The organism is Pseudomonas quercus (assembly GCF_012033695.1).
GTDB lineage: Bacteria > Pseudomonadota > Gammaproteobacteria > Pseudomonadales > Pseudomonadaceae > Aquipseudomonas > Aquipseudomonas quercus.
Genome location: NZ_JAAVJI010000009.1, coordinates 157,522 through 178,518 on the forward strand (window position 1 = coordinate 157,522; position 20,997 = coordinate 178,518).

The 20,997-nt window shown below is 60.5% G+C and carries 19 protein-coding genes; 6 read left to right on the plus strand and 13 right to left on the minus strand.

Annotated features, from left to right (window positions below; all coding sequences use genetic code 11):
* Window positions 1-6 precede the first annotated feature (6 nt).
* The gene (locus HBH25_RS15600; protein WP_218585500.1) at window positions 7-309 is read left to right on the plus strand and encodes a hypothetical protein; all 303 of its coding nucleotides are present in this window, start codon (window positions 7-9) and stop codon (window positions 307-309) included.
* A 67-nt stretch (window positions 310-376) separates the two neighbouring features.
* On the opposite strand, the gene HBH25_RS15605 is transcribed toward HBH25_RS15600, so the two are convergent.
* The 6 genes from HBH25_RS15605 to HBH25_RS15630 all read right to left on the minus strand — a co-directional run bounded on the left by HBH25_RS15605 (window position 377) and on the right by HBH25_RS15630 (window position 9,549).
* Complete coding sequence (locus HBH25_RS15605; protein ID WP_168084856.1) at window positions 377-769, minus strand: response regulator; 393 nt, start codon at window positions 767-769, stop codon at window positions 377-379.
* Between the two features lie 236 nt (window positions 770-1,005).
* The gene (locus tag HBH25_RS15610; RefSeq protein WP_168084857.1) at window positions 1,006-2,400 is read right to left on the minus strand and encodes a hypothetical protein; all 1,395 of its coding nucleotides are present in this window, start codon (window positions 2,398-2,400) and stop codon (window positions 1,006-1,008) included.
* A 105-nt stretch (window positions 2,401-2,505) separates the two neighbouring features.
* Window positions 2,506-3,918 (minus strand): hypothetical protein, encoded by a 1,413-nt coding sequence (locus HBH25_RS15615; RefSeq protein WP_168084858.1) that lies wholly within the window; start codon window positions 3,916-3,918, stop codon window positions 2,506-2,508.
* 126 nt (window positions 3,919-4,044) lie between these two features.
* Window positions 4,045-5,685: a methyl-accepting chemotaxis protein gene (locus tag HBH25_RS15620; RefSeq protein WP_168084859.1), complete on the minus strand. Its 1,641-nt coding sequence runs from the start codon at window positions 5,683-5,685 to the stop codon at window positions 4,045-4,047.
* Window positions 5,686-5,884: 199 nt separating this feature from the next.
* Window positions 5,885-8,407 (minus strand): PAS domain S-box protein, encoded by a 2,523-nt coding sequence (locus HBH25_RS15625; RefSeq protein WP_168084860.1) that lies wholly within the window; start codon window positions 8,405-8,407, stop codon window positions 5,885-5,887.
* Window positions 8,408-8,694: 287 nt separating this feature from the next.
* Window positions 8,695-9,549: a LysR family transcriptional regulator gene (locus tag HBH25_RS15630; RefSeq protein WP_168084861.1), complete on the minus strand. Its 855-nt coding sequence runs from the start codon at window positions 9,547-9,549 to the stop codon at window positions 8,695-8,697.
* Window positions 9,550-9,623: 74 nt separating this feature from the next.
* Between HBH25_RS15630 and HBH25_RS15635 the strand changes: the two genes are divergently transcribed.
* Window positions 9,624-10,556, plus strand: a complete 933-nt coding sequence (locus HBH25_RS15635; protein WP_168084862.1) for a DMT family transporter — start codon at window positions 9,624-9,626, stop codon at window positions 10,554-10,556.
* Between the two features lie 131 nt (window positions 10,557-10,687).
* Here the strand turns inward: HBH25_RS15635 and HBH25_RS15640 are convergent, their stop codons facing one another.
* The 3 genes from HBH25_RS15640 to HBH25_RS15645 form a co-directional block, all read right to left on the minus strand.
* Window positions 10,688-11,179, minus strand: a complete 492-nt coding sequence (locus tag HBH25_RS15640) for a hypothetical protein (RefSeq protein ID WP_168084863.1) — start codon at window positions 11,177-11,179, stop codon at window positions 10,688-10,690.
* A 177-nt stretch (window positions 11,180-11,356) separates the two neighbouring features.
* Entirely contained in the window at window positions 11,357-11,479 is a 123-nt protein-coding gene (locus HBH25_RS23535) for a hypothetical protein (protein WP_267874403.1), read from the minus strand.
* A 161-nt stretch (window positions 11,480-11,640) separates the two neighbouring features.
* On the minus strand, window positions 11,641-12,267 hold the full coding sequence (locus HBH25_RS15645) for a TetR/AcrR family transcriptional regulator (RefSeq protein ID WP_168084864.1): 627 nt from the start codon (window positions 12,265-12,267) through the stop codon (window positions 11,641-11,643).
* Window positions 12,268-12,382: 115 nt separating this feature from the next.
* Between HBH25_RS15645 and HBH25_RS15650 the strand changes: the two genes are divergently transcribed.
* The 3 genes from HBH25_RS15650 to HBH25_RS15660 all read left to right on the plus strand — a co-directional run bounded on the left by HBH25_RS15650 (window position 12,383) and on the right by HBH25_RS15660 (window position 15,777).
* Window positions 12,383-13,300, plus strand: a complete 918-nt coding sequence (locus HBH25_RS15650) for an NmrA family NAD(P)-binding protein (protein ID WP_168084865.1) — start codon at window positions 12,383-12,385, stop codon at window positions 13,298-13,300.
* Window positions 13,300-14,454 (plus strand): epoxide hydrolase family protein, encoded by a 1,155-nt coding sequence (locus HBH25_RS15655; RefSeq protein WP_168084866.1) that lies wholly within the window; start codon window positions 13,300-13,302, stop codon window positions 14,452-14,454. Before HBH25_RS15650 ends, HBH25_RS15655 begins: the two co-directional genes overlap by 1 nt.
* Window positions 14,455-14,685: 231 nt before the next feature.
* The gene (locus HBH25_RS15660) at window positions 14,686-15,777 is read left to right on the plus strand and encodes an FUSC family protein (RefSeq protein WP_168084867.1); all 1,092 of its coding nucleotides are present in this window, start codon (window positions 14,686-14,688) and stop codon (window positions 15,775-15,777) included.
* A gap of 64 nt (window positions 15,778-15,841) precedes the next feature.
* On the opposite strand, the gene HBH25_RS15665 is transcribed toward HBH25_RS15660, so the two are convergent.
* From HBH25_RS15665 to hmpA, 3 genes are read right to left on the minus strand one after another with little or no spacing between them, the layout of a single operon-like run.
* On the minus strand, window positions 15,842-16,417 hold the full coding sequence (locus tag HBH25_RS15665; RefSeq protein ID WP_168084868.1) for an isochorismatase family protein: 576 nt from the start codon (window positions 16,415-16,417) through the stop codon (window positions 15,842-15,844).
* Between the two features lie 47 nt (window positions 16,418-16,464).
* Complete coding sequence (locus HBH25_RS15670) at window positions 16,465-17,532, minus strand: NAD(P)H-dependent flavin oxidoreductase (RefSeq protein ID WP_168084869.1); 1,068 nt, start codon at window positions 17,530-17,532, stop codon at window positions 16,465-16,467.
* Window positions 17,533-17,571: 39 nt separating this feature from the next.
* A complete protein-coding gene (hmpA, locus tag HBH25_RS15675; protein ID WP_168084870.1) occupies window positions 17,572-18,759 on the minus strand; it encodes an NO-inducible flavohemoprotein in 1,188 nt (395 codons plus the stop codon).
* A 123-nt stretch (window positions 18,760-18,882) separates the two neighbouring features.
* On the opposite strand from hmpA, the gene norR reads away from it, so the two are divergent.
* Window positions 18,883-20,463 carry a nitric oxide reductase transcriptional regulator NorR gene (gene norR, locus HBH25_RS15680; RefSeq protein WP_168084871.1) on the plus strand — a complete coding sequence of 527 codons (1,581 nt, stop codon included), beginning with the start codon at window positions 18,883-18,885 and terminating at the stop codon, window positions 20,461-20,463.
* Here the strand turns inward: norR and HBH25_RS15685 are convergent.
* Window positions 20,460-20,933, minus strand: coding sequence for a hypothetical protein (locus HBH25_RS15685; protein WP_168084872.1), 474 nt, complete (start codon window positions 20,931-20,933; stop codon window positions 20,460-20,462). The genes norR and HBH25_RS15685 overlap by 4 nt on opposite strands.
* Between the last annotated feature and the right edge of the window lie 64 nt (window positions 20,934-20,997).

Below are 20,997 nucleotides of genomic sequence, written 5' to 3' on the forward strand. Positions count from 1 at the left end.
TTCGGCATGCCATGGGGCCTGATGCTTACCCTTAACCGTAACGAGGCAACGCCCATGAGCAGTGACCACGGCAATCAGCACACCACCGAGTACCTCCACACTGAAGTTGCCAAGTCCCTGGGCATCAGCGTTGACGAATTGACCACCTGGATGATCAATGACATTGAGCGGGTGACCGAGGGCGGCAAGGACGTGGGGCACATGGTAGTGTTTCGCGAATCCACGCCTGATGAGGTGCTGGACAAGGTGCAGCACAAGCAGAGCCGGTTCACGGCAATGACCGGTGTTATCAAGGCCGAGCAGGCTTAAGGATGAGAACAACCAGGCGCAGGGCGAATGGCCTTACGCCTGGGTGCTCCCTACTGGCAACGCGTGGCTAACGGCGCTCCAGGCTACTGTTGACCAACGTGCAGATCTCAGTCAACGACCAAGGCTTGGCCAGAAAGGTAGCATTGGGTGGCAGGTCTGCGGCGTGCTTGGCGCTGAACCCGCTGGTTACAATCACCGGAAGGTCAGGCTTTTGTTCGTGAACGCGGGCTGCCAAGTCCCAGCCTGTGGCCGTTCCTGGCGTCACTACGTCTGTGATCAGCAGGTTGAGTTCAGGGTGCTCCATCACGGCATCCCAACCCGCATCGGCCGTAGGCGCGGTATGCACCTTAGCGCCCATTTCCGTCATTACTTCGGCCAGCAGGTCGCGCAGGATCAGGTCATCCTCTACGATCAATATCACGATTGACCTGTCAGCCAGGGGGGCATCGCGGTAAGGCATATCCAAGCGTCCACGTCATGACTATTCACCACTCACAGAACGTTTTCAGCCCACTTTGCTCTCGCAAGTCGACGAAACGCCTGTTTTGTATAAATATCATGCGGTTTACTTGTTTCAAGAAGCTGCTAGTACAAGCCATGTGAAACAAGGTGCTTGCTTCTTACACTTCCACGGCCTTCGCCTGTGCCGTGAAATACGGCACAGGCGAAGGCGATCAACTGCGCGAATAAGTGCAGCTAGCGGTCGCTTAGGCATCTGCTTGGATCCATCGCTGCCGTATTTAGTTCTGAAGACAGGCCGTTAGAAGGGCTGACCTCTGCCCTTTCATCGTCTGTATCGCTGTCAAGGGCATCTATGGCATTTCGGAGATTACGCGGCATGGACGCAATGTGTTGGCTATATGTGGGGCCAACATCGAGTTTTGATATACGTGACGGTTGCTCCGCTAGCAGCTCGTTGAGTTTCTTGACGTCCTGCTGATCCATTATTCTGCCCTTAGGCCGTTCTTTTTCAGCGGCGTCTATGGCAGCGCGAAGGCTGACCGGCATGGACCCAATGAACTGGCTGTATGTAGGGCCAGCATCGGGTTCTGATGTACGTGACGGATGCGCAGCTAGGCGCTTGGTGAGTTTCCTGACTGTCTGCTGATCCACGATGCCACCCTTAGGCCGTACTTTTGGCAAGCTCGGCGCCTTGATATCGCTTTCCTGCAAGAGAAAATCCTCATGAAACACTGCGAAGGTTTCTTTGGGAAATTGATAAGGCAGAAGGTTTGGTATCTCACGTTTTTGAACAGGCGGTGGCGGCGTGTATGGAGCAGTTTCCAGAGCTGAAGATTTCCCGGGTTTCTTGACCTTGGCCTTCAAAATATCCAGATGTGCAGCAGGGAGCGCTGCCCATGAGTTCATATGCCTTCCTTCTTCCTCCGCCTGTTTCACACGACTAGCGGCCAAAACAGACGCCATCTGAAAATGCATCGGGGTAAGCTGGTTTTTGAGGGCCATCCATTTCAAATCACGGCGCGCCCTTTTGATGTCCTTCTCGAACGTCTTTGCCGGTTCAGATTGTGTAGAGATATCACTTAATCCAGTCGCTTTCTTCTTGGCCAGTAAAGGTGTCGAAGCAGACTTTCGCAGCTTCGTTTCCGGGGCAGTGACAGGATCTTCCAAAAATGGCGTGGCACCTGCTGGCACTAACGGCTTCGATTCCGGCAGGACTTTGGCGTGGTCCAGCGCCACGACTTTCACAGGGCCAGCCTCCCCGCCGAAGTAACGGCTTTCCCTGAAGCCCAAGGCCGCTAGTTCAAGCTGTTCGCCATGGGCGATGAAATTCGCTAGCAGCACACCTTTTCGATCCTCAACCTCTGAGGCGATACCATACTGGTGGACCGGTTCGCTTACAGCGGGGTTATGAATGAACGTGCCATGTTCCAATGCGATACGTGCACTGCTAGCCATTTGTTTTTCGTGCAAGTTGCCATGGTTTGTCAGGCGTAGCAGATAGTCATGAGAGCGGTCGGTCGTTCTACTCTTAAGGCTTGATTCGCGTGAGGGCGTAGTATCGGCGCTGATGCGATGTGGCTCGTTTAACGCCTGTACAGAGGTAGGGCTTGGCGGGGGAGAAATCTTCATGAATCACCTATGGTCTGTTCAATGGGGGACGTAGTCATGCGCACCGTGAGGCGCTGGCCTAAACCTTGTTCAAGGCACGGCCCGCGCTTGTGGTGGTCAACCTGCTCAGGCAATCGCCCTCACATCCTCTTTCACCTCACCCGCTGCGCCTTTTACCGTTTCACTAGGCTTTTCACCGGTGATGTTTTCGTACACCTGGGAGCCAGCCGCCTGGGCTTCGGACTTCCCGGCGGCCTGCGCGGTACCTTTGGCCAATTCCTTGCCGCCTTCCTTGAGCGCCATTTCCGTGAACTCTTTGGTGCCCACTTTCAGGCCTGCCTTGAGGGCCATTTCAGCGCCAAACTTGGCGGCCATCACGGCGACGGACAATTCAGTACCCACCCCCGGAATCGCATTGAGCAATAGCGGCCCTAACTCTTCGGCAATGGTGCCCAGTTGCTGGAAGCCGTCTTTGATGTCCTCGCCCAACTTCGTGCCATTGTCTCGGGCTTCGGCCCATTCCTTTTCCTTGCTGGCTTCGTCGCCGCGGATGGCCGCGCCAATACCGTCAAAGCCATGTTTGACCATTTGGCCAAAATGGTTGAAGCCATTGGCAATGTCATGGCCCAGGTTGACGAACGCGTTGCCAATTTTCTTGGCGGTATCGACAATCATGTTGCCGAAGTCTTCGAAGCCGTATTTAACTTTATTGGCGAAGGTTTGCAGGCCAGTGGTGCCGCCACCGTTTTCGCCGCAATGGGGGTCGCGCTGGTCTTCTCGCTTACTAGGTATACGGCCTTTCACCAAATAGTCTTGCAGGGTGCCGGCTTCCGAACCGCCGGCGGCATCCCCCCAACTGGCTGCAGTAAACCCGCCGATACTGCCGTTATGGCGAAAGTCCGCAGGCTTGTCCGAGCCGTCCGGGTTCTTTTCGTTCTTGACTGCGGTCAGCACTTTGTAGGCACGCCAGGCGGCGTCCGGGTCGTTATCGATATCGCCATTGACCTTCGGGTCCTTGGCCAGCACGTCGCGCAAGTGCCCCACGCTGTTGCCGTCTTTTTTCACATCCTGGTTGTTGCCCAGCTTGCCGAGAATCCCGCCATTCAGTTCGTTGATCTTTTTAACGTCAAAGCCGGGCGGTGCTTTTTCATCGGCCGCTGGGATGTCAGTCGAGTTGCCCTCGATGGCGAGCTTCTGTTCCGCAGTGGGCTCTGTGGGTGCCGCAGGCGTTTGCACAGGGGCCGAGGTGGAGGCGGCAAGAGGCTTCTGGCCCGGGCCGTCCGCGTTGCCGAGTTTGTTTCTCAAGGCAGTGATCAGGCTGCTCAACAGGCTTGTCAGTGAACCGGAGGAGGACGTGGGGCGAGCGGCGGGCGAGTCTGGCGTTACCGCGCTTTTGGTGTCGCTGCCAAAGTGAATCAGGCCATTGCCCGTGCCGTTTGTGCTTGGGCCCTGGCTGGGGGTTTGACTACGCGCCAGCGATAATCCCTCTGGCAGGCTGCTGGGTTGCGGTGCTACGCCGTCGCAAGGGATACGCATCATGGTCATCTCTGGATGAGAGGGAGGCTCCATGGTGTGTGGCGGCAAAGGGAAGAGGGTTCCATGTGGCGGGTGGATACCGGGGCCACGCTAAAGGCCCCCGGCAGGTGTAGCCGATGCGCTGGACAGTTACAGCTTGAACGTCGCGACCGTTCGGGTGAACGAGACGGCCAGGCGTGACAGTTCCTGGCTAGAGGCATTGGTCTGGTTGGCGCCAGCAGCCGTTTGGGTAGAGAGGTCCTGGATATTGACCAGGTTGCGGTCCACTTCGCGGGCCACCTGCGCCTGCTCTTCGGCGGCACTGGCGATCACCAGGTTGCGCTCGTTGATCTGGCTGACCCCTTCGCTGATACGTTCCAGGGCAAAGCCTGCTTCGGTGGCCAGCGTCTGGGTACTATGGGCCATGGCCTGGCTCTTGGCCATGGACTGCACTGCTTCGTCCGCGCCGGCGCGAACCTGCGTAATCATCGTTTCGATTTCGCTGGTGGAGGCCTGGGTACGGTGGGCCAGGGCGCGCACTTCATCGGCTACTACCGCAAAGCCTCGGCCCTGCTCACCGGCCCGTGCTGCCTCGATAGCCGCGTTCAGGGCTAGCAGGTTGGTCTGCTCGGCGATACCGCGGATTACGTCCAGCACCTTGGTGATGTCGTGGATCTGGCCCGCCAAGGTCTCGACCCGCTGGGTGGAATGGGTAATGTCCGAGGTCATGGTGGTCATGGCACTAACCGCCTGCTGAACCTGCTGCTGGCCTTTGCTGGCCTCTGCAGCCGTCTCGCTGGAGACCTGTGACGTGCTCACGGCGTTGCGTGCTACTTCTTCTACTGCAGCGGTCATCTGATTGACCGCCGTGGCCGCCTGTTGAATCTCGTCATTCTGGCGGACCAGCCCACGCGTGCTGTCCTCTGTCACGGCGGTCAGTTCTTCAGCCGCCGATGCCAGTTGATCGGAGGCGTCAGCGATCTGCTGTACGGTAGCCTTGAGGTTGCCTTGCATGTCCGACAGCGCCGACAGCAACTGCCCGGTTTCGTCCTGGTTGCCTGAGGCGACAGCGTGGGTAAGATCGCCCTGGGCAATGCGGCTGGCGCTTTCTACAGACTGGTACAACGGCCGGGTGATCATGCGGGTGACCAGCAAGCCCAAGCCCAATGCACACGCGGCTGCGATAATAGCGCCGATAATCAGCGCCCAGGTGACTTCATGGTTGGTGCTTGCGCCGTTGCGTGCTACGTCACCGGCTTGCCGGGCATTGGAGTCGATAATGATCTTCAGCTCGCCGATTGCCTTGCGGTACAGCGGATAGGCTGAGGTGTCCAACAATGCGGCAGCCTGCTCGACATTTCCGGCTTTGAGCAGGGCGAACACTTGCTCGGCCGCAGACACATAGGCCGGCCAGTCGCGCTCAAAATCATTGCCCGCCGCACGTTCGTCATCTTCCAGCGGTGTAGCGCGGTAGGTTTTGAAGTCTTTCTCGGCGTCAGCCTGGTTGCCCCGGAAGGACGTGACAGCTGCTTCCAGTTCCTCGGCGGGTGCCTTCCTCAGCACCAGGCCCATGGCCTTGTACAGGTCGCGATTGGTGCCAATGGCGTTGGCTTTGACAGAGTCTGCGCTTTGAATCGATACCAGGCTATTGGCCACCGTGTCAGCCAGTAGCGCATAAATACGTGAGCTGCCTAGTTGGCCCAATACGGCAACCCCAACGGTAATGACCGCGCACAACCCGAAAGAAAACAGCAGTTTGGGCTTTAGCTTCATGTTCTGGAAAACGGACATTGGGGGGCCTCATGGCAAGGGATCGGGCTGCAGGCACTGCGCCTGTGCGTTAGCTCATCCCTTGCGTATCGGCTGGGCCACAGGAAGCTTGATGCTTATTGCCTGCAAAACGGCGGGTTTGCCAGGCGTGCCCGAGGGAAAGGCGTTGGGGCGGTACTGGCCCAGCCCCTCGCTTCCGTCCATTTCCGTTATCGAGCTATCAATGGGAAAGCAGCTGCTGCAGCCGTGAAGCCAGTGCCTCTACCGCAAACGGCTTGGTTAGCACAGACATGCCAGGCTCCAGCTGGCCCTGGCTGAGCAAGGCATTTTCGGCATAGCCGGTGATAAACAGTACCTTGAGCCCAGCACGGCGCACGCGGGCGGCATCTGCCAGTTGGCGACCGTTTAAGCCGCCGGGCAGGCCTACATCTGTGATCAATAGGTCGATACGTGTATTGGATTGCAGCACACGCAACCCGCCTACACTTTCCGTCGCTTCAATCACGGTATAGCCCAGGTCTTCCAATACATCGGTCACCAGCAGGCGCACCGTGGGCTCATCCTCCACCACTAGCACGGTTTCACCTGCCTTGGCCTGGCCTAGCAAGTACGGATCGCTACCACTATCTTCGGGCTCCAGTGCGCCCTTGTGCCGGGGCAGGTAGATGGTCACGGTAGTGCCCTGGCCCAGGGTTGAATGAATCCTGACCTGGCCGTTGGACTGGTTGGCAAACCCGTAGATCATGGAGAGGCCCAGGCCGGTCCCCTGGCCGATAGGCTTGGTAGTGAAAAACGGATCGAAGGCCTTGGCGATCACCTCCGCAGACATACCCGTGCCGGTATCGGACACGCTTAATGCCAAGTACTGCCCCCGGCGCATCCCCTGCCGCGCAGCGCCTTGTTCGTCAATGGTACGGTTTGCCGTCTCGATGGTGATCGAGCCGCCTTCCGGCATGGCGTCCCGGGCATTGATACACAGGTTGAGCAGGGCATTCTCCAGTTGGGAGGGGTCCACCTGTACCAGCCACAGGTCAGCGGCGCCGACGACACGCAGCGGCACACTGGGGCCTACCGTGCGCTGAATGAGGTCGCACATGCCATCGACCAACGCATTCACATCGGTGGTTTTCGGGTCCAGCGTCTGCCGGCGTGAGAAGGCCAGCAATCGGTGCGTCAACGCGGCGGCGCGTTTGGCCGCGCCTTGGGCGGCAGCCATGTATTTATCGATGTCTTTGAGGCGCCCTTGGGCAAAGCGGGTGTTCATCAGCTCTAGGCTACCCATGATGCCCGCCAGGAGGTTGTTGAAGTCATGGGCGATACCGCCGGTAAGCTGGCCTACCGCTTCCATCTTCTGTGCCTGGCGCAGCTGCTCTTCGGAAAGCTGTAACCGCCGCGTACGTTCTTCTACCCGCTGCTCAAGCGTCTCGGCAAGGGCACGCAAGGCTTCGTTGGCACGGTCTCGCTCCGCTTCCACGGCACGGCGGTCCTGGATATCGACCAGAACGCCTGGAAAGGTCTGAGGGCTGCCGTCCGGTGCCTGTGTGACATAACCATTGCCTTCGATCCAGTAGTAGCGCCCATCGGTACGCCGTGTGCGGTACTGGTGGGCGTAACTGCCGCCGCGTGCCAACGCTTCCTTTACGGCTTCGGAAAGGCCTTCCCGGTCATCGGGGTGCACCGTTTCCAGGATGCTGCTAGGAGAGATATGCACATGGCCCAGGTCCGGGTCCATGCCAAAGGTGCGAATAAACGCTTCATCTACCGTGAAACGGTCAGCCTGGATATCCCAGAACCACGTCCCCACAACCGCACCTGCGGCAAGGGCCAGTTGAAGGCGTCGCGTATTTTCACGGACAAGTGCTTCGGTGTGCTTGCGCTGGCTGATGTCCCTGAACAGGATGGACACCTGGTGTTGGCCAACCGGCTCCAGGCGGGTAGCTAATACTTCGATATCACGGCCGGCGGCCTCGAAGTAGCGTTCCATGCGCAAGGGCTGGCCGGTTTTCCACACCTGCTTGTACAGATCGACCCAGCCCTGGGCCTCGGCCGGGGCAAGCCCACGAATGGTCTGCCCGATAATGCCGGTAATGCCCGTCTGGCGCTCGTAACCCAGGTTGGCGTCCACGTGCACATAGTCGCTTAAGGGGCCCTCAGGCCCATCGATAAATTCGATGATGCAGAAGCCGTCATCAATGGCATTGAACAGCGTTCGGTAGTGAGCATTGCTTGCGGTCTGGGTTTCCTGGGACTGGCGCAATAGACGTTCTGTTTCCTTCAGTGCCTTGCCAGCCAGGTGTTCAGCGGTGCGGTCACGGAAGATCTTCAAAAAGCCGATATGCACCTTATGCTCATCCCGCAAAGGCATCATCTGGCCGGACGCCCAGAAGCGTTCGCCGGATTGGGTCAGGTGCCAACGCTCATCCGTGGCACGGCCATCACGCAGTGCCGTTTGCATCTCATAGGCTACCCGCCCTGCCGTGCGGTCCTCAGGTGTGAAAAAGCACGAGGCGTCCCGCCCGAGCATCTGCGTCGATGACCACCCCATGACCTGCTCGGCACCGGCATTCCAGGCAGTGATAGTGCCGTCCGTGTCCGTGACAACGATTGCAAACTCCACGGCGCTGTCGAAGGCAGCCAGTTTCCAGGCTTTGTCCTGAACCGACTGGTAGAGCGAACTTCGTAACTGAACCACTTCGGCTTCTAGGGCCTCGCGGGACAACAGGCTCAGATCACATTCAGTCAAATCGTTTACCTCTGCGTGGCACCATCGTCGCTGTACCGGGGGGCTACGTGCCAAAAACCGCCAGTGGGGCACTCAATTACTCAGACCGCTCGGCATGCGCAAGCAGTGCCGAGCCGTGGCAAGCATGAAACGCTTGAACAGTAAGATCGCAGATTGCCGTGAGAAGTCCATCGGTCGCGGGCCAGGCTGCAGAATGGGTGAAGTCCATCTGAATCTAGCGCTTCTGAAGCCAGTGGAGCTGCAAGGTGACTGCCAAAAGCGTATGACTTCCCAGGCGCTGGCCTTACCTACAACCTAAACCCCTGCTGAATCGCCTGCGCCAGTCGGTCTACCGCCTCCTCTTCCTGGGAGGCCGCACTGCGCATTAGCACAATGTCGTAGTCTGCAATAACGGGCAGCCCTTCCAGGATCTGCATGCGTTCGGTGACCCTGCCGCGGTCGATCAGGCTGATGGCCAAGCCTGCCTCCACGCACGCCTTGACCGCTTGATTGGAAGTGCTTTCCAACACGATCCGGGAACGGCGCCCTGCCACTTTCAGCGCACCGATCATCGCCTGGCGGTAAGGGCACTGTACGGCATGCACAGCCAGCGGCAAGGGATCGCTACAGGCCAAAGCACTGTGGGCAGGGCCTACCCAGACTGGGGTGGTTGAGGTAAGTATCTGGGTAACAGGGCCTAGCTCCCCTTTGGGCTGGGCAATGACAGCAACCTGCAACGTCCCCCGCCCTACCCAGGCTTTCAGCGTGTCGCTTGGCGCAGTCTTGAGCTCTAGCACCACATTGGGCCAGGCAGCGGTAAAGGTGGGAAGAATATCCTGGATGACATGGGTGGCGTACTCATCAGGCACCCCTAAGGTAATACGCCCGACCAAGTGCGTGCCGTGAAGGTCGGCCAAGGCTTGGTCGTGCACCCGCAACAGGCTTGAGGTGGAGTTCAGCAGGCGCTTGCCCAGGGCAGTTAGTGAAATGGCTTGGTTATCACGATCAAGAAGCCGCCCGCCTGCTATCGCTTCAAGGCGTTGAATATGGACGCTGACGGCCGCCGGGCTTTTATGCAGCTGTTCAGCCGCTGCGCTGAATTTGCCAAGGCGTACAACCGCTTGAAAGGTGCGTAACAAGTCAATATCGAGAATGGCGGCCATACTTCAACCTTCGTGAACAACTCGTACAGGATATTTTGATTTATTAGATTACGCGCATTCCTTAGCCTTTGGGAATGAGCCAGCCTATTTCCACTCGCACCCAACCCTCGACGCGCCGCCCTTGGGGCCACACGCTGCCGCTGCCCTTGTTGGAGGCCGCACTGCTGGTGGCCTGGAGTTCAGGGTTTATCGGTGCACGCTTTTCCATCGACTATGCTCCCGCGCTGCTGGTGGTGTTCTGGCGCTGTGTGGTGGTATGCCTACTGCTGCTTCCCTTTGTTTACAAGGCGCTGCGAACCACGCCGTTTGGGGTGCTGCTGCGAAACGCCGGGATCGGCCTGCTGGCCATGGCCGGTTACATGATAGGCGTAACACAGGGCATCCAGCAGGGCGTACCGGCTGGGTTGACCGCTTTATGCGCCGATCTGCTCCCCTTGGGCATGGCACTGTTGGGTGCGATGTTTTTCGGCATGCGGTTGGCGCGGCAGGTGTGGGTGGGGTTGGTGGTGGGGCTGGTAGGTGTGCTGTGGGTGACCCATGGCGCATTGGGCCTGGGCAATGCCCCACTGTGGGCCTATGGGTTACCCATTGCCGGCATGCTGTCGCTGGCGGTCGCAACGCTGTGGCAGAAACGGGCCGGCCCCTCCTCTTCCATGGGCGTGCTACCCAACCTATGGCTGCAGTGTTTCGTCTCAAGCTTCGTGTTCGCCGCCATTGAGCTTACCCAAGGCAGCCTGGCGCCGGTGCCCACCACAGGCTTTGCCCTAAGCGTGCTATGGACCGCCGGTTTCTCCACGTTCGGCGGCTATGGGCTGTATTGGGTATGCCTGCGCCGAGGCAGCGCTACCCGTGTTTCCAGCGTGCTTTACCTTAGCCCACCGATCACCCTGATCTGGGCCTGGGCCATGTTTGGCGAGCCTTTGTCCTGGCAGATGGTGGCGGGGATGGCAGTGTCCACACTCGGTGTCGGGTGGGTAGTGCGGGCAGAGGCCAATGGTCGTACGTGAGATAGAACAGTGGCCTAGCCCGACCTCCTTGGCAGCCTTCGCCAAGATACCCAAAATCACAGGGTAGCAGCGCAGTCATATGCAGCGGGCACGACTGTCTGGCCCTGACCACTGCATAGGTATCACGAAGGTTAGCCGAGTTTCTCAGCACCCTTTTTTGCCCACTCTGGTGCTCTGTCGGAGTTTTCAATGTTCTTCGCGTAAGCATCTCCCAAGGCCTTCATAGGCGACTTTGGAATGTCCCTGAAGCTGCTTATACTAAGGCTTTCCACGTTGTTTTTCATCACATCGCCCACACCCCCTGCAGCGCCTTTCAACGCCCCACCCACCCCAGGCTCGCCGTCTGCAATGCCGCCTGTTACCGCCGAAAAGCCAGGGATCGCCCAGGTTTTGTCGGCTACTTTATCCATCGCGCCCCTGAACCCGCCTTTGTCGGCGTGTTCATTCTGAGCAGGTTCCTCAACTTCTTTTTTATCCAGCGACAATGGAGGGATCTTGCCGAAATCGATAACGCCGCTCTTTTGCGGGGTTTGGGGTGGGGTAGCGAAGCCGGAGGTAACCGGATCGCCCGTAAGCGGTTGAATAGAGGGTGAGCCAGGCGGGGTAATGGGAGGAAGGGCCATGCAAAATGCTCCTATGGAATCAGGTAGCACATGCTTGCCTAGCCAAATGCGTGGGCAAGCATGTGCGGGTAAGAACCCCAGGCAAGGGATTCGCAACTCGGGCGTCTCGGGCTTTAGGTGGCACCAAGGGCCCAGTCGGTTCCAAAGGGCGTTGCAACGGCACCCGCCAACCTGCCGTTATTTAGGCAGCATGCTGGCGATCAGCTTGTCCGTTGTGCCTTCCTGCTCGGCAAAACGGAAGGGCTTGACACTTTCCACCAGGATTTCACCCGACGATGGCTGCTCGTCGAGCAACGCCATTACCTCGTCCGCAAATTCCTCTAAGGGCACACTCCAGGGCGAGCCTTTGAGTGAGGGGGTAAGGAGGCCCCGCCCCGGACAGAATAGCCGCTGCTTGCGCTGCCATTACGGCTGCGCTCACTGGCCTGCATTGCCCTTGCCGACCCTAGGCAAGGCGACAATTAGTGCAGCAAACCCGCGGCCTTGACCAGCTTCAGGCCCCACTCCACGCGCTCGGGAATGGTGTGAACCAGCTGAGCGCGGTCTTCGCCCAGCACAGCTCGAAGCTGATGAGGCGCAAATACCAGGTCAACGAACTGACGAGCGAGCGCGTCAGCCTCTGCAGGCTGGTCCGGCCCGGCCTCAATGGCAGCGAGCACGCGTGAAAACCCGCCTTCCCAGCCCATGCGATTCACTTCAGCGGCCAATGCAGGCGCGCGGTTCGCGGTCGCGATAACCAGGCGCATCATCGCCAAGGTGCCCGGCTGCAGCGCGTGTTCAAGCATACCCTGCCCCACATGCCGCAGCCGCCCTTCCAAGGCCAGTGCGGGGATGGCTTCGGCAGGCATCAGCAAGGTCACCACATGGCGCTGAACCACGGCTTCAAACAGCGCTTCCTTGTTGGCGTACCGGGCATAGAGGGTGGCTTTGCTGGCACCTGCAGCACGGGCGATATCCTCGCACGAGGCGCCTTCGAAACCGTATGAAAGAAAGCACTGAAGCGCGGCATCCAGCAACCGGCGCTCGACCTCGCCCGCCTGGCTTTGCCGGGGCCTGCCGCCTTTGGATTTGGGCTTGGTCAACGTCATGGTCGGCAACTTACAACCGGCTTGCGCAATCGTCAACTAAACGCTACCGTTCAGTTATTCACTTTTGACGGCGGGCGGTCTCTACGCCTGTTCACCCTGAGCAAGAGGACGCTTCTTGGACCACGTTAACGCTTCACCTGTTGTGGTGGCTGGTGCCACAGGCGATCTGGGCCGCCGCCTGGTGCGGGCGCTTATGGAACACGGCGCTCGGGTGACCGCCCTGGTTCGGCCAGGCACCACCCCAGCACGGCTGGCCGGCCTTGAAGCCCCTGGTTGCACCATCGCTACGGTGTCGCTGGATGACACCCGCAGGCTAGAAACTATTCTCGCTGGCGCGGGCTGCGTGGTGTCCGCCTTGAACGGGCTGGAACCCGTCATCATCGAGCAGCAGGGGAGGCTACTGGAGGCCGCCCTAGCAGCGGGCGTGCCCAGGTTCATTCCCTCCGATTACTGCCTCGACTACACCCGCACCCGGCCTGGCGATAACCGCAACATGGACCTGCGCCGACAGTTCGCCAGCCGGCTCGATGCCACCACCCTAAAGGCCACTTCCATCCTCAACGGCGGGTTCCTGGAGCTGCTGGAAGGGGATGCGCCCCTCGTGCTGCCAGGGCGCCGTGTGCTGTGTTTCGGCGACCCGCACCAGCCGCTGAACTTCACCGCCAAGAACGATGTGGCGGCGTTTACTGCGGCAGCAGCACTGGACCCGCAAGCCCCGCGCACCCTGCGCATTGCCGGCAACAGCCTGTCCCCTGTGCAGATTGCCGACACCCTGACCGAGCTGACAGGCAAGCCCTACCGCACAGTGCGCCCTGGATCTATCGGCGTGCTGTCGGCGCTTATCGGTGTGACGCGCGCGCTGACGCCAGCCACCGACAACCCTTTCCCTGCCTGGCAGGGCATGCAGTACCTGCGAGACATGATGAGTGGCCGCGGCACGCTGCTCACAGTGGATAACGACCGCTATGGCCACCGTGAATGGGCCTCTGCCCGTGACACATTGGCCCGTACCTATGCGCCAGGAGCACAGTGATGACCCACCTTATCGAACCCTTTCCCCTGCATATTCCTCAAGCACACCTGGATGACCTGGCCGAGCGCCTGGCCCAAGTGCGCTGGCCAGCACCGGAGACCGTGTCCGACAATAGCCAGGGGCCACGGCTCCACCGTATCCAGGCGCTGGCCGAGCGCTGGCGCAGCGGCTATGACTGGCGAACAACCGAGGTCCAGCTCAACCATTGGAACAGCAGCCGTACCGAAATCGATGGCCTGGGCATTCACTTTCTGCACATACGCTCGCCCCATGCTGACGCCTTGCCACTGCTGCTGACCCATGGGTGGCCAGGCTCCATTCTTGAATTCAGGGCCATGGTCGGGCCGCTCACGGACCCAATGGCCCATGGTGGCCAGGCCAGCGATGCGTTTCACTTGGTAATTCCGGCGTTGCCGGGGTTTGGTTTCAGTGACAAGCCACGTACACCGGGTTGGGGTGTCGGTAGAACGGCTGCCGCCTGGGTACAGTTAATGGACCGCCTGGGGTATGGCGAGCGCTGGGCGGCCCAAGGTGGGGACTGGGGCGCCGCCGTCACCACGGCCATTGGGCACCTGAGCCCGCCGGGCCTGGTTGGCATTCACTTGAACATGGTGATGTACCGCCCCACGGCAGAAGAAATCGCACAGGCCACACCAGAAGAGGCGCGTATGCTCGCCGATGCCCAGCGCTACGAGCGTGAGCTCAGCGGCTATATGAAAGTGCAAAGCACCCGGCCGCAGTCTATTGGTTTTGCCCTCTCAGACTCTCCCATTGGCCTGGCGGCCTGGGTGTACGCGTTATTCCAGGATGCCTCCGACAGCCAAGGCGAGCCTGAACATGTCATTGACCTTGATGCCTTGATCGACGACATCATGCTGTACTGGCTGCCCAATGCGGGCCCTAGCTCGGTTCGCTTCTATTGGGAGGCCATGGGCGAAATGCAACAGCAGGGCCCCGGCCCGGCGCTGGCCTTACCTGTGGGTATCAGCATGTTCCCCGGTGAGCTGCTTCGCCTGTCACGGCGCTGGGCGCAGGCGCGTTTCGACAACCTTCAATTCTTTGCCGAAGCCGAACACGGCGGGCATTTTGCCGCAATGGAAAACCCCCTGGTGTTGACCGAGCACGTACGTGAAACCTTCCGCAACGTGCGTTGATAGTGCTCTGTTAGGGGACACGCTGGGGCCTGTTGTGATTGATCGGTGTGGCCATTCCGGGCCGCACCCTCACGGCAGGGCCCAATCCCTTATGCAAACGCCCATTTTTCTTGCCTGTAACCCACCCAACTACTACCCTTTCCAGCTTCACCCGGCCAGCCGCTCGCCTTGTCCGCCCTCCACGAGCGCCTCATGCCCGCCGCTGTTCAACCCGTGACCTGAAGCCCCTCAATGACTGCCTCGTTGCCCTTGCTGTTGCGCCGTTTGCTACGCCCCTTGCTTGACCCCTATCGCCGCTTCCGCCACGCCCGCTTGATCCACGCACTGCGCGTGTCCGTAGGGCTGATAGCGACCATTCTGCTGACCACCGGCATTCATTTGCCACACGGGGAGTGGGCGTCGGTGACCATGCTGATCGTGATCGGCGGGCTCCAGCACCATGGCAACATTCGCCGCAAGGCCACCGAACGCGCTTATGGCACGCTGATTGGCGCGGTCATCGGGCTGGCGATCGTCGCCCAGCAAAGCTACCTGGGCTGGTCCCTGCTCACTTACGTGCTGATGTCCACGGCCTGTGGCTTTTTCGCGTACCACGCGATCGGCAAAGGGGGCTATACCGCGTTGCTGTCGGCCATCACCGTGTTCATCGTGGCCGGCCACGGTGACAACCCCATGTCTGATGGCCTGTGGCGCACGGTAGATATCCTGATCGGCAACGTGCTGGCCTTGGCGTTTTCTTTCGCCTTGCCGCTGTATGCGGTGTATTCCTGGCGTTACAACCTGGCCAGCACGCTGCGCGAGTGTGCCGCGGTGCACGGGCGGATCGTTGCCGGCGATGCAGTGACCAGCGATGCGCACCTCAAACGCATGCGTACGCTCAGCGCGTCCTTGGTGCAACTGCGCGGCCTGATGGCCTCGGTGTCCAAGGAAGTGCATATTTCCCAGACCGAACTGGACGCCCTGCAACGCAACCTGCGCCTGTGTATTTCCTTCCTTGAGATTCTGGCCGATACCCGCCCCCCTGCCGATGACGAAGCCGCCATGGCCGCCTTACGTAGCTCCCTGGCCGCCGAGCACCGTTTTATCCGGCGGCAGTTGGTGGGCATGGCCCGCGCCCTGCGGGACGGCAACAGCGAGCGGCTGCTGCGTGGCACGGACCGCCCCGCTGGCCAGCCGACCGAGGCGTTGCCCTACCCTGCGCTGGATGGCTACCGTGCGATGACACAGCAGTTGGCCGCAAACGTAGATGACATGCGCCAACGCCTGGCCAAGACGGCACCCCGCTGGAATTTTGCACATTCGGTTCAAGTTGCGCCTGATTGAAAACGCAGTGCAGATGCACCCGAATACGTCGCCTGCGGTGTGCAATTCGCTGGCCTGAGCGTAACTAAGCGTTTGGTAAACCAAGCTGTTCCACGATCTCACTGGCCGCTAGCACGGTGGCGTATTCACCGTTCAGTATGGCCAGCGTCAGGTCATACACGGTTTCAGCGCTCCAGGCCTTTCCTTGGGCGCCCGTGACGGGTACTGCGGTGGTGGCATCGGCAGGCAGAAGAATGTCGTACCCAAGGGCCTTCCCAGCCCGAACGGTGGCGTCCATGCTGTTGTGAATCACCACCCCGGTGAGCACGAAACGCCTGGCACCCACTGCTTTTAACGCCGCGTCCAGCTCAGTGCCGATAAACGCGCAATTTTGCTGTTTGGTGATAACCGCCTCGCCCTCAACAGGTGCTACCTGCGCCTTGATACCGTTCCAGGGGCCGTGCACGTAGTAGCTTGATGTCACCGTCGGCTCGTCATGCTTCACATGCAGCACTGGCCAGCCACTGGCTCGCCAGAGGCCCAGCAGCCGCTGGATGACAGCCAGGTACCCAGGGTTGTTCTTGCCGTCCCAGTTGGGGCGGTCAATGGCCTCTTGAACATCAAGGACAATCAGCGGAACGGGCGCGCAGTGGGGTGTCATAGGGGTTATCCTGGTTTCCAATACCGCGAACGTACTACACGCAGCACCTATTTCGCAGCCGCCATTTCCTGGACCAGTATCTGCACCAACGCTGCCGCCGGCAGTGCCCTGGCTAACGGCGCGCCCTGCCCGGCCCACTGCGCTGCAAAGTCCTGGTTACCCTTGGCACTGGCCGCTGCGTGCAACGCCTTGGCGGCGTCGTAGGCCAAGGGGTACTCGGCAGGTTCGGGTATGCCCGGTGCGTGGCCTTCCAGGTACAAGCGGTTGACGATACCCCGCGCCGCCCGCCCGGACAGGTAGCGGGTGACCCGTGTGGCGTAAGCCTGGTCGCTGCGGAGCGCCGCCCGGTGTGCCGGGGTGGCGCAGGACTCTGGGCATAGAATGAACGCTGTGCCCAACTGGGCGCCGGCGGCACCGAGCGCCATAGCTGCACGAATACCGGCACCGTCCATGATGCCGCCCGCTGCAATCACTGGAAGGTCGACCTGCGAGACCACTGTGCGCAGCAGTGCAAACAGCCCCAGTTGGTGATCCTGGCCTGGCCTGTCGTCGAACACACCGCGGTGGCCACCGGCCTCGTACCCTTGGGCCACAATGGCCTGAACACCGGCCTGCGCCAGTTGACAGGCTTCCTGCAGGGTGGTGGCGCACCCTAAGGTATAGATACCTGCAGCCTTCAGTTCATCAACCCACGCGTTAACCGGTACGCCAAAGTGAAAGCTGACCACGCTTGGGCGCTCCTCCAGCAGCATGTCCAGCATGGCCCGGTCGGCGAGGAAGCTGGTATAGATTTCCTGCAGGGCACATGGCGGTGTAGCGCCCAACTCAGCGAACAGGCCTCCGAGGTACTTCAACCAGGCTTCATTCCTGGCCCCATCAAGCACGGCGGGCCGATGGCAGAACACGTTGACATTGAAAGGCCGATTGGTGAGCGCGCGTGTCTGCCGAATGAGGTCACGCCCCTGCGCAGGGGTGCTGGCACCCAGGCCAATGGCGCCCAGGGCGCCGGCATTGGAGACTTCGGCCGCCAGCCTGGGTGTGGACACGCCTACCATGGGCGCCTGGAGGATGGGGCGTTGAATACCCAGCCGAGCAAAGGGTTCGTGAACGTCCATCAATTGGCACTCCTTTACAGTGCTATCAAACAATGTCAGTTACGCCAGCGCTTCGGCCGGGCCGAAAAACTCGTAGTGGATTTGCGCCGCTGGCACCCCAAGCCCTTGAAGGGTTCGCTTCATGAACGCCATGAAGGGCGTAGGCCCCAGGACGTAGGCGTCCAGGTCCCGATTGCAGGGCAGCCAGGCCTGAAGGTGCTCGGCGCTAGGGTAACCCACCGCATCAGGTGCCTGTTCGGGCATATGGCAGGCCTGGGCATGGACCACGTGACTGCTGAACTGTGGGTAGGCCGCACGCCAGGCTTGCAGTACGCCTTGGAACCCTTGTACCTGTGCATTGCGGGCGTAGTGAATGAACACCACCGGGCGGCCGCCGTGCTCAAGGGCCGCCTGGGCCATGGCCAGCGTGGGGGTAATGCCAACCCCGCCACTGATCAGCACCAAAGGTTTAGGGCTGTGAGTGAGGGTGAAGTGGCCCGAGGGCGGAAACAGGTCTACCTGGGTGCCCTCCACCACACAGTCGTGCAGGTAGTTGGACGCTACGCCGCCAGGTTCGCGCTTTACGCTGATGCGGTAGGTGGTGCCGTCGGCAGCCGCGCTCAATGAATAATTACGCCGTATCTCCTGGCCGTTAACCATCAGCCGAAGCCCGATGTACTGCCCTGGAAGATGGCGGATCACAGGCTTCCCGTCGGTCGGTGCCAGGTAGAACGAGGTAATCTCGCGGCTTTCCACGACCCGGCGCAGCACGGTGAACACCCTGGCCCCTTGCCACCCGCCTGGGGCCATGGCGATTGCCTCATAACGGCTGGCCTCAGCAGCCATCAGCAGGTCTGCCAATTGCTGATAAGCCGCTGCCCAGGCGTCGATTACCGCTTGAGTGGCCACCTCAGGCCCCAGCACCTCCCCCATGGCTTGAAGCAGGCAGCGCCCAACGATCGGGTAATGCTCCGGCAGAATCTGCAGGGCCACGTGCTTGTTGACGATTTGCGCCGCCAGCGGCCCGAGGTTTTCCAAGTGATCGATATGGCGGGCATACCTTAATATAGCATTGGCCAGCGCCCGTGGCTGGGCGCCATTGGCCTGGTGCGCCTGGTTGAACAAGGGCCTTACTTCAGGGTGGCCGTCCAGCATCAGCCGGTAGAATTGCGTGGTCAGTGCCTCGCCCCCCGCTTCCAATAACGGAACGGTGGCTTTGACGATGTGGCGTTGGACGTCGGTCAACATGGGGTAGCTCCGATAAATGACTACATTGGCATGAGCAAGGGGTATGCCAGCACCCGAGCCCTTGAAACACGGCCTCTAACCCCGTAAAAAGTCTTTTTAACCCAGGTCAAAAAGACTTCATCTATGCCACATCAGGTCCTATCGACTCAGCAGGTCAATGCTTTTCATGCCTTATTGCCTTTGCTCAGTGACCTCAGTGCAGACGTAGCGCCAGGCACCCGTTACCGTCGCGTGCTGGATGCCCTGCGCGAGCTGGTGCCCTCAGACGCTGTCGCTTTGCTGCGGCTGGACGGCGATGTACTGGTGCCAGTCGCGGCGTATGGGTTGGCCGAGGATGCCATGGCCCGGCGCTACCCGGTGCATCACCATCCCCGGTTGCAAGCGATCGTGGACAACCCGGGGGCGGTACTGTTCGAAGCAGGCTGCGAACTGCCAGACCCTTACGACGGGCTGATCGGCTCAAGCCCGCTGCCCGTCCACGACTGTATGGGGTGCGCCCTCAGGATCAACGACCAGGTGTGGGGGGCTTTGACCCTGGATGCCTTGAAGGTGGGCCAGTTTTCCGAGGTGGACTTGCAAGTAGTAGACACTTTCGCCACCTTTGCCGCCGCTACCGTGGTGGCGGCCTCCCAGTTCGAAGCCCTTGCGCAAAAGGTAGAAGGTGAGCGCCAGCGCGCAGAGGCATACCGCCTGGCCGCCCACCGCCCTGCCCCGGCGATGATTGGCAACAGCCCGAGCTTCACGCAGTTGCTGACCGAAATCGACCTCGTGGCGCCCAGCGACCTCACCGTGTTGATCACCGGAGAGACCGGTGTGGGAAAAGAACTCGTGGCGCGTCGGTTGCATGAGCAATCCACGCGCGCCGACCGGCCTATGGTAAGCGTCAACTGTGCAGCCCTGCCCGAGCACCTGGTGGAAAGCGAACTGTTCGGGCACGTGAAGGGCGCGTTCTCGGGCGCCATCGAACACCGCCTGGGCAAGTTCGAGATGGCCAACGGTGGCACCTTGTTCCTGGACGAAGTGGGTGAACTGCCCCTGGCGGTGCAAGCCAAGCTGTTGAGGGTGTTGCAGGATGGTCAACTGCAACGGGTAGGCTCGGACAAACCTCACCGGGTGGATATTCGGCTGGTAGCCGCCACCAACAGGCTGCTAGCCGATGAAGTCCGTGAAGGGCGTTTCCGTGCAGATGTGTACCACCGGCTAAGCGCTTATCCGCTTCGGGTGCCTTCGTTGCGAGAGCGCCAGGGCGATATTCTGTTGCTGGCCGGGGCGTTTGCTGAGGAAAACCGTTGGCGCATGGGGTTACCGGCCCTTCGCCTGGCCCCTGAAGTTCGGGGTGCCCTGCTTCATTACACGTGGCCGGGTAATGTTCGGGAGCTGGAATACCTGATTGCTCGAGCGGTACTGAAAGCCAAAAGGCGCATGACTCAAGTAGGCCGAAAGGGCGTTCTATCGCTGCTGTTGGAGGACATGGACTTGCCTGCTCCACAGCCTGCCATGCAAACACCGAACGCAGTGGATAGCAGACAGAGGGCGCCTGCCCACCTGGATTTCAGCGCAGCCGTGGAGGCCTACAAAAGGCAATTACTAGAAGAGGCTTTAGCGCAGCACGCGGGCAATGTGTCTGCGGCTGCACGAAGCCTGGGGCTAGACCGTGCCAACCTGGCGCGGCTGGCCGCCCGCCTGGGCGTTGAGAAGGGTTAATCGCGATAACCGCGAGTGGCGAAATACACAATGGCTGCGCCCGCTGCCACTACCAGGGCGTCTTCGACCAGGCCGCTGCGGGTCTGGCCCACCTGTGCGATGGCCTTTTTGCGGGCAGCCAGGGAAAGGTAAGCCAAGGGAACCGCCGTGGCCACGGCAGCCACTGCACCTGCGTTTTCCTTGCCCTGCGGAGCTAGGGCAACACCCGCGATCCCGGCACTGGCCAGCCGCGCCGAAAGCCCCAAGAACACGGTCCGGTCCGGGGCGGACTTCATCTTGTCGCCCAATAGCTCGCCGATGCCCATGGCCAGCGCACCATACTTGAACAAGGGGCGGTCCAGCAGCAGCAGGCGGCCTGGGGTAACGTACCCCGCCAGCCGTGTGGCAGCGATGGCTGCCATGGGCGTCATGGACCGGCAACTGGCCACGGCGCCAATCAATACTGAAGAGAGCAGGCTACGGAGGGGCATTGGATTCAGTCCTTGTGCGCGGTGTGGGTATTGATAGGACTGGCTTGAAAACGTAGGGGTTCAG

What these genes read in the sequence shown, in the direction of transcription:
- HBH25_RS15665 (WP_168084868.1), bottom strand. Translation starts at nt 16,417, where the DNA reads ATGACACCCCACTGCGCGCCCGTTCCGCTGATTGTCCTTGATGTTCAA.
- HBH25_RS15640 (WP_168084863.1), bottom strand. Translation starts at nt 11,179, where the DNA reads ATGGCCCTTCCTCCCATTACCCCGCCTGGCTCACCCTCTATTCAACCG.
- HBH25_RS15630 (WP_168084861.1), bottom strand. Translation starts at nt 9,549, where the DNA reads ATGGCCGCCATTCTCGATATTGACTTGTTACGCACCTTTCAAGCGGTT.
- HBH25_RS15685 (WP_168084872.1), bottom strand. Translation starts at nt 20,933, where the DNA reads ATGCCCCTCCGTAGCCTGCTCTCTTCAGTATTGATTGGCGCCGTGGCC.
- HBH25_RS15615 (WP_168084858.1), bottom strand. Translation starts at nt 3,918, where the DNA reads ATGATGCGTATCCCTTGCGACGGCGTAGCACCGCAACCCAGCAGCCTG.
- HBH25_RS15660 (WP_168084867.1), top strand. Translation starts at nt 14,686, where the DNA reads ATGACTGCCTCGTTGCCCTTGCTGTTGCGCCGTTTGCTACGCCCCTTG.
- HBH25_RS15620 (WP_168084859.1), bottom strand. Translation starts at nt 5,685, where the DNA reads ATGTCCGTTTTCCAGAACATGAAGCTAAAGCCCAAACTGCTGTTTTCT.
- HBH25_RS15605 (WP_168084856.1), bottom strand. Translation starts at nt 769, where the DNA reads ATGCCTTACCGCGATGCCCCCCTGGCTGACAGGTCAATCGTGATATTG.
- norR (WP_168084871.1), top strand. Translation starts at nt 18,883, where the DNA reads ATGCCACATCAGGTCCTATCGACTCAGCAGGTCAATGCTTTTCATGCC.
- HBH25_RS15635 (WP_168084862.1), top strand. Translation starts at nt 9,624, where the DNA reads ATGAGCCAGCCTATTTCCACTCGCACCCAACCCTCGACGCGCCGCCCT.
- HBH25_RS15600 (WP_218585500.1), top strand. Translation starts at nt 7, where the DNA reads ATGCCATGGGGCCTGATGCTTACCCTTAACCGTAACGAGGCAACGCCC.
- HBH25_RS15610 (WP_168084857.1), bottom strand. Translation starts at nt 2,400, where the DNA reads ATGAAGATTTCTCCCCCGCCAAGCCCTACCTCTGTACAGGCGTTAAAC.
- HBH25_RS23535 (WP_267874403.1), bottom strand. Translation starts at nt 11,479, where the DNA reads ATGGCGTTGCTCGACGAGCAGCCATCGTCGGGTGAAATCCTGGTGGAA.
- HBH25_RS15670 (WP_168084869.1), bottom strand. Translation starts at nt 17,532, where the DNA reads ATGGACGTTCACGAACCCTTTGCTCGGCTGGGTATTCAACGCCCCATC.
- hmpA (WP_168084870.1), bottom strand. Translation starts at nt 18,759, where the DNA reads ATGTTGACCGACGTCCAACGCCACATCGTCAAAGCCACCGTTCCGTTA.
- HBH25_RS15655 (WP_168084866.1), top strand. Translation starts at nt 13,300, where the DNA reads ATGACCCACCTTATCGAACCCTTTCCCCTGCATATTCCTCAAGCACAC.
- HBH25_RS15645 (WP_168084864.1), bottom strand. Translation starts at nt 12,267, where the DNA reads ATGACGTTGACCAAGCCCAAATCCAAAGGCGGCAGGCCCCGGCAAAGC.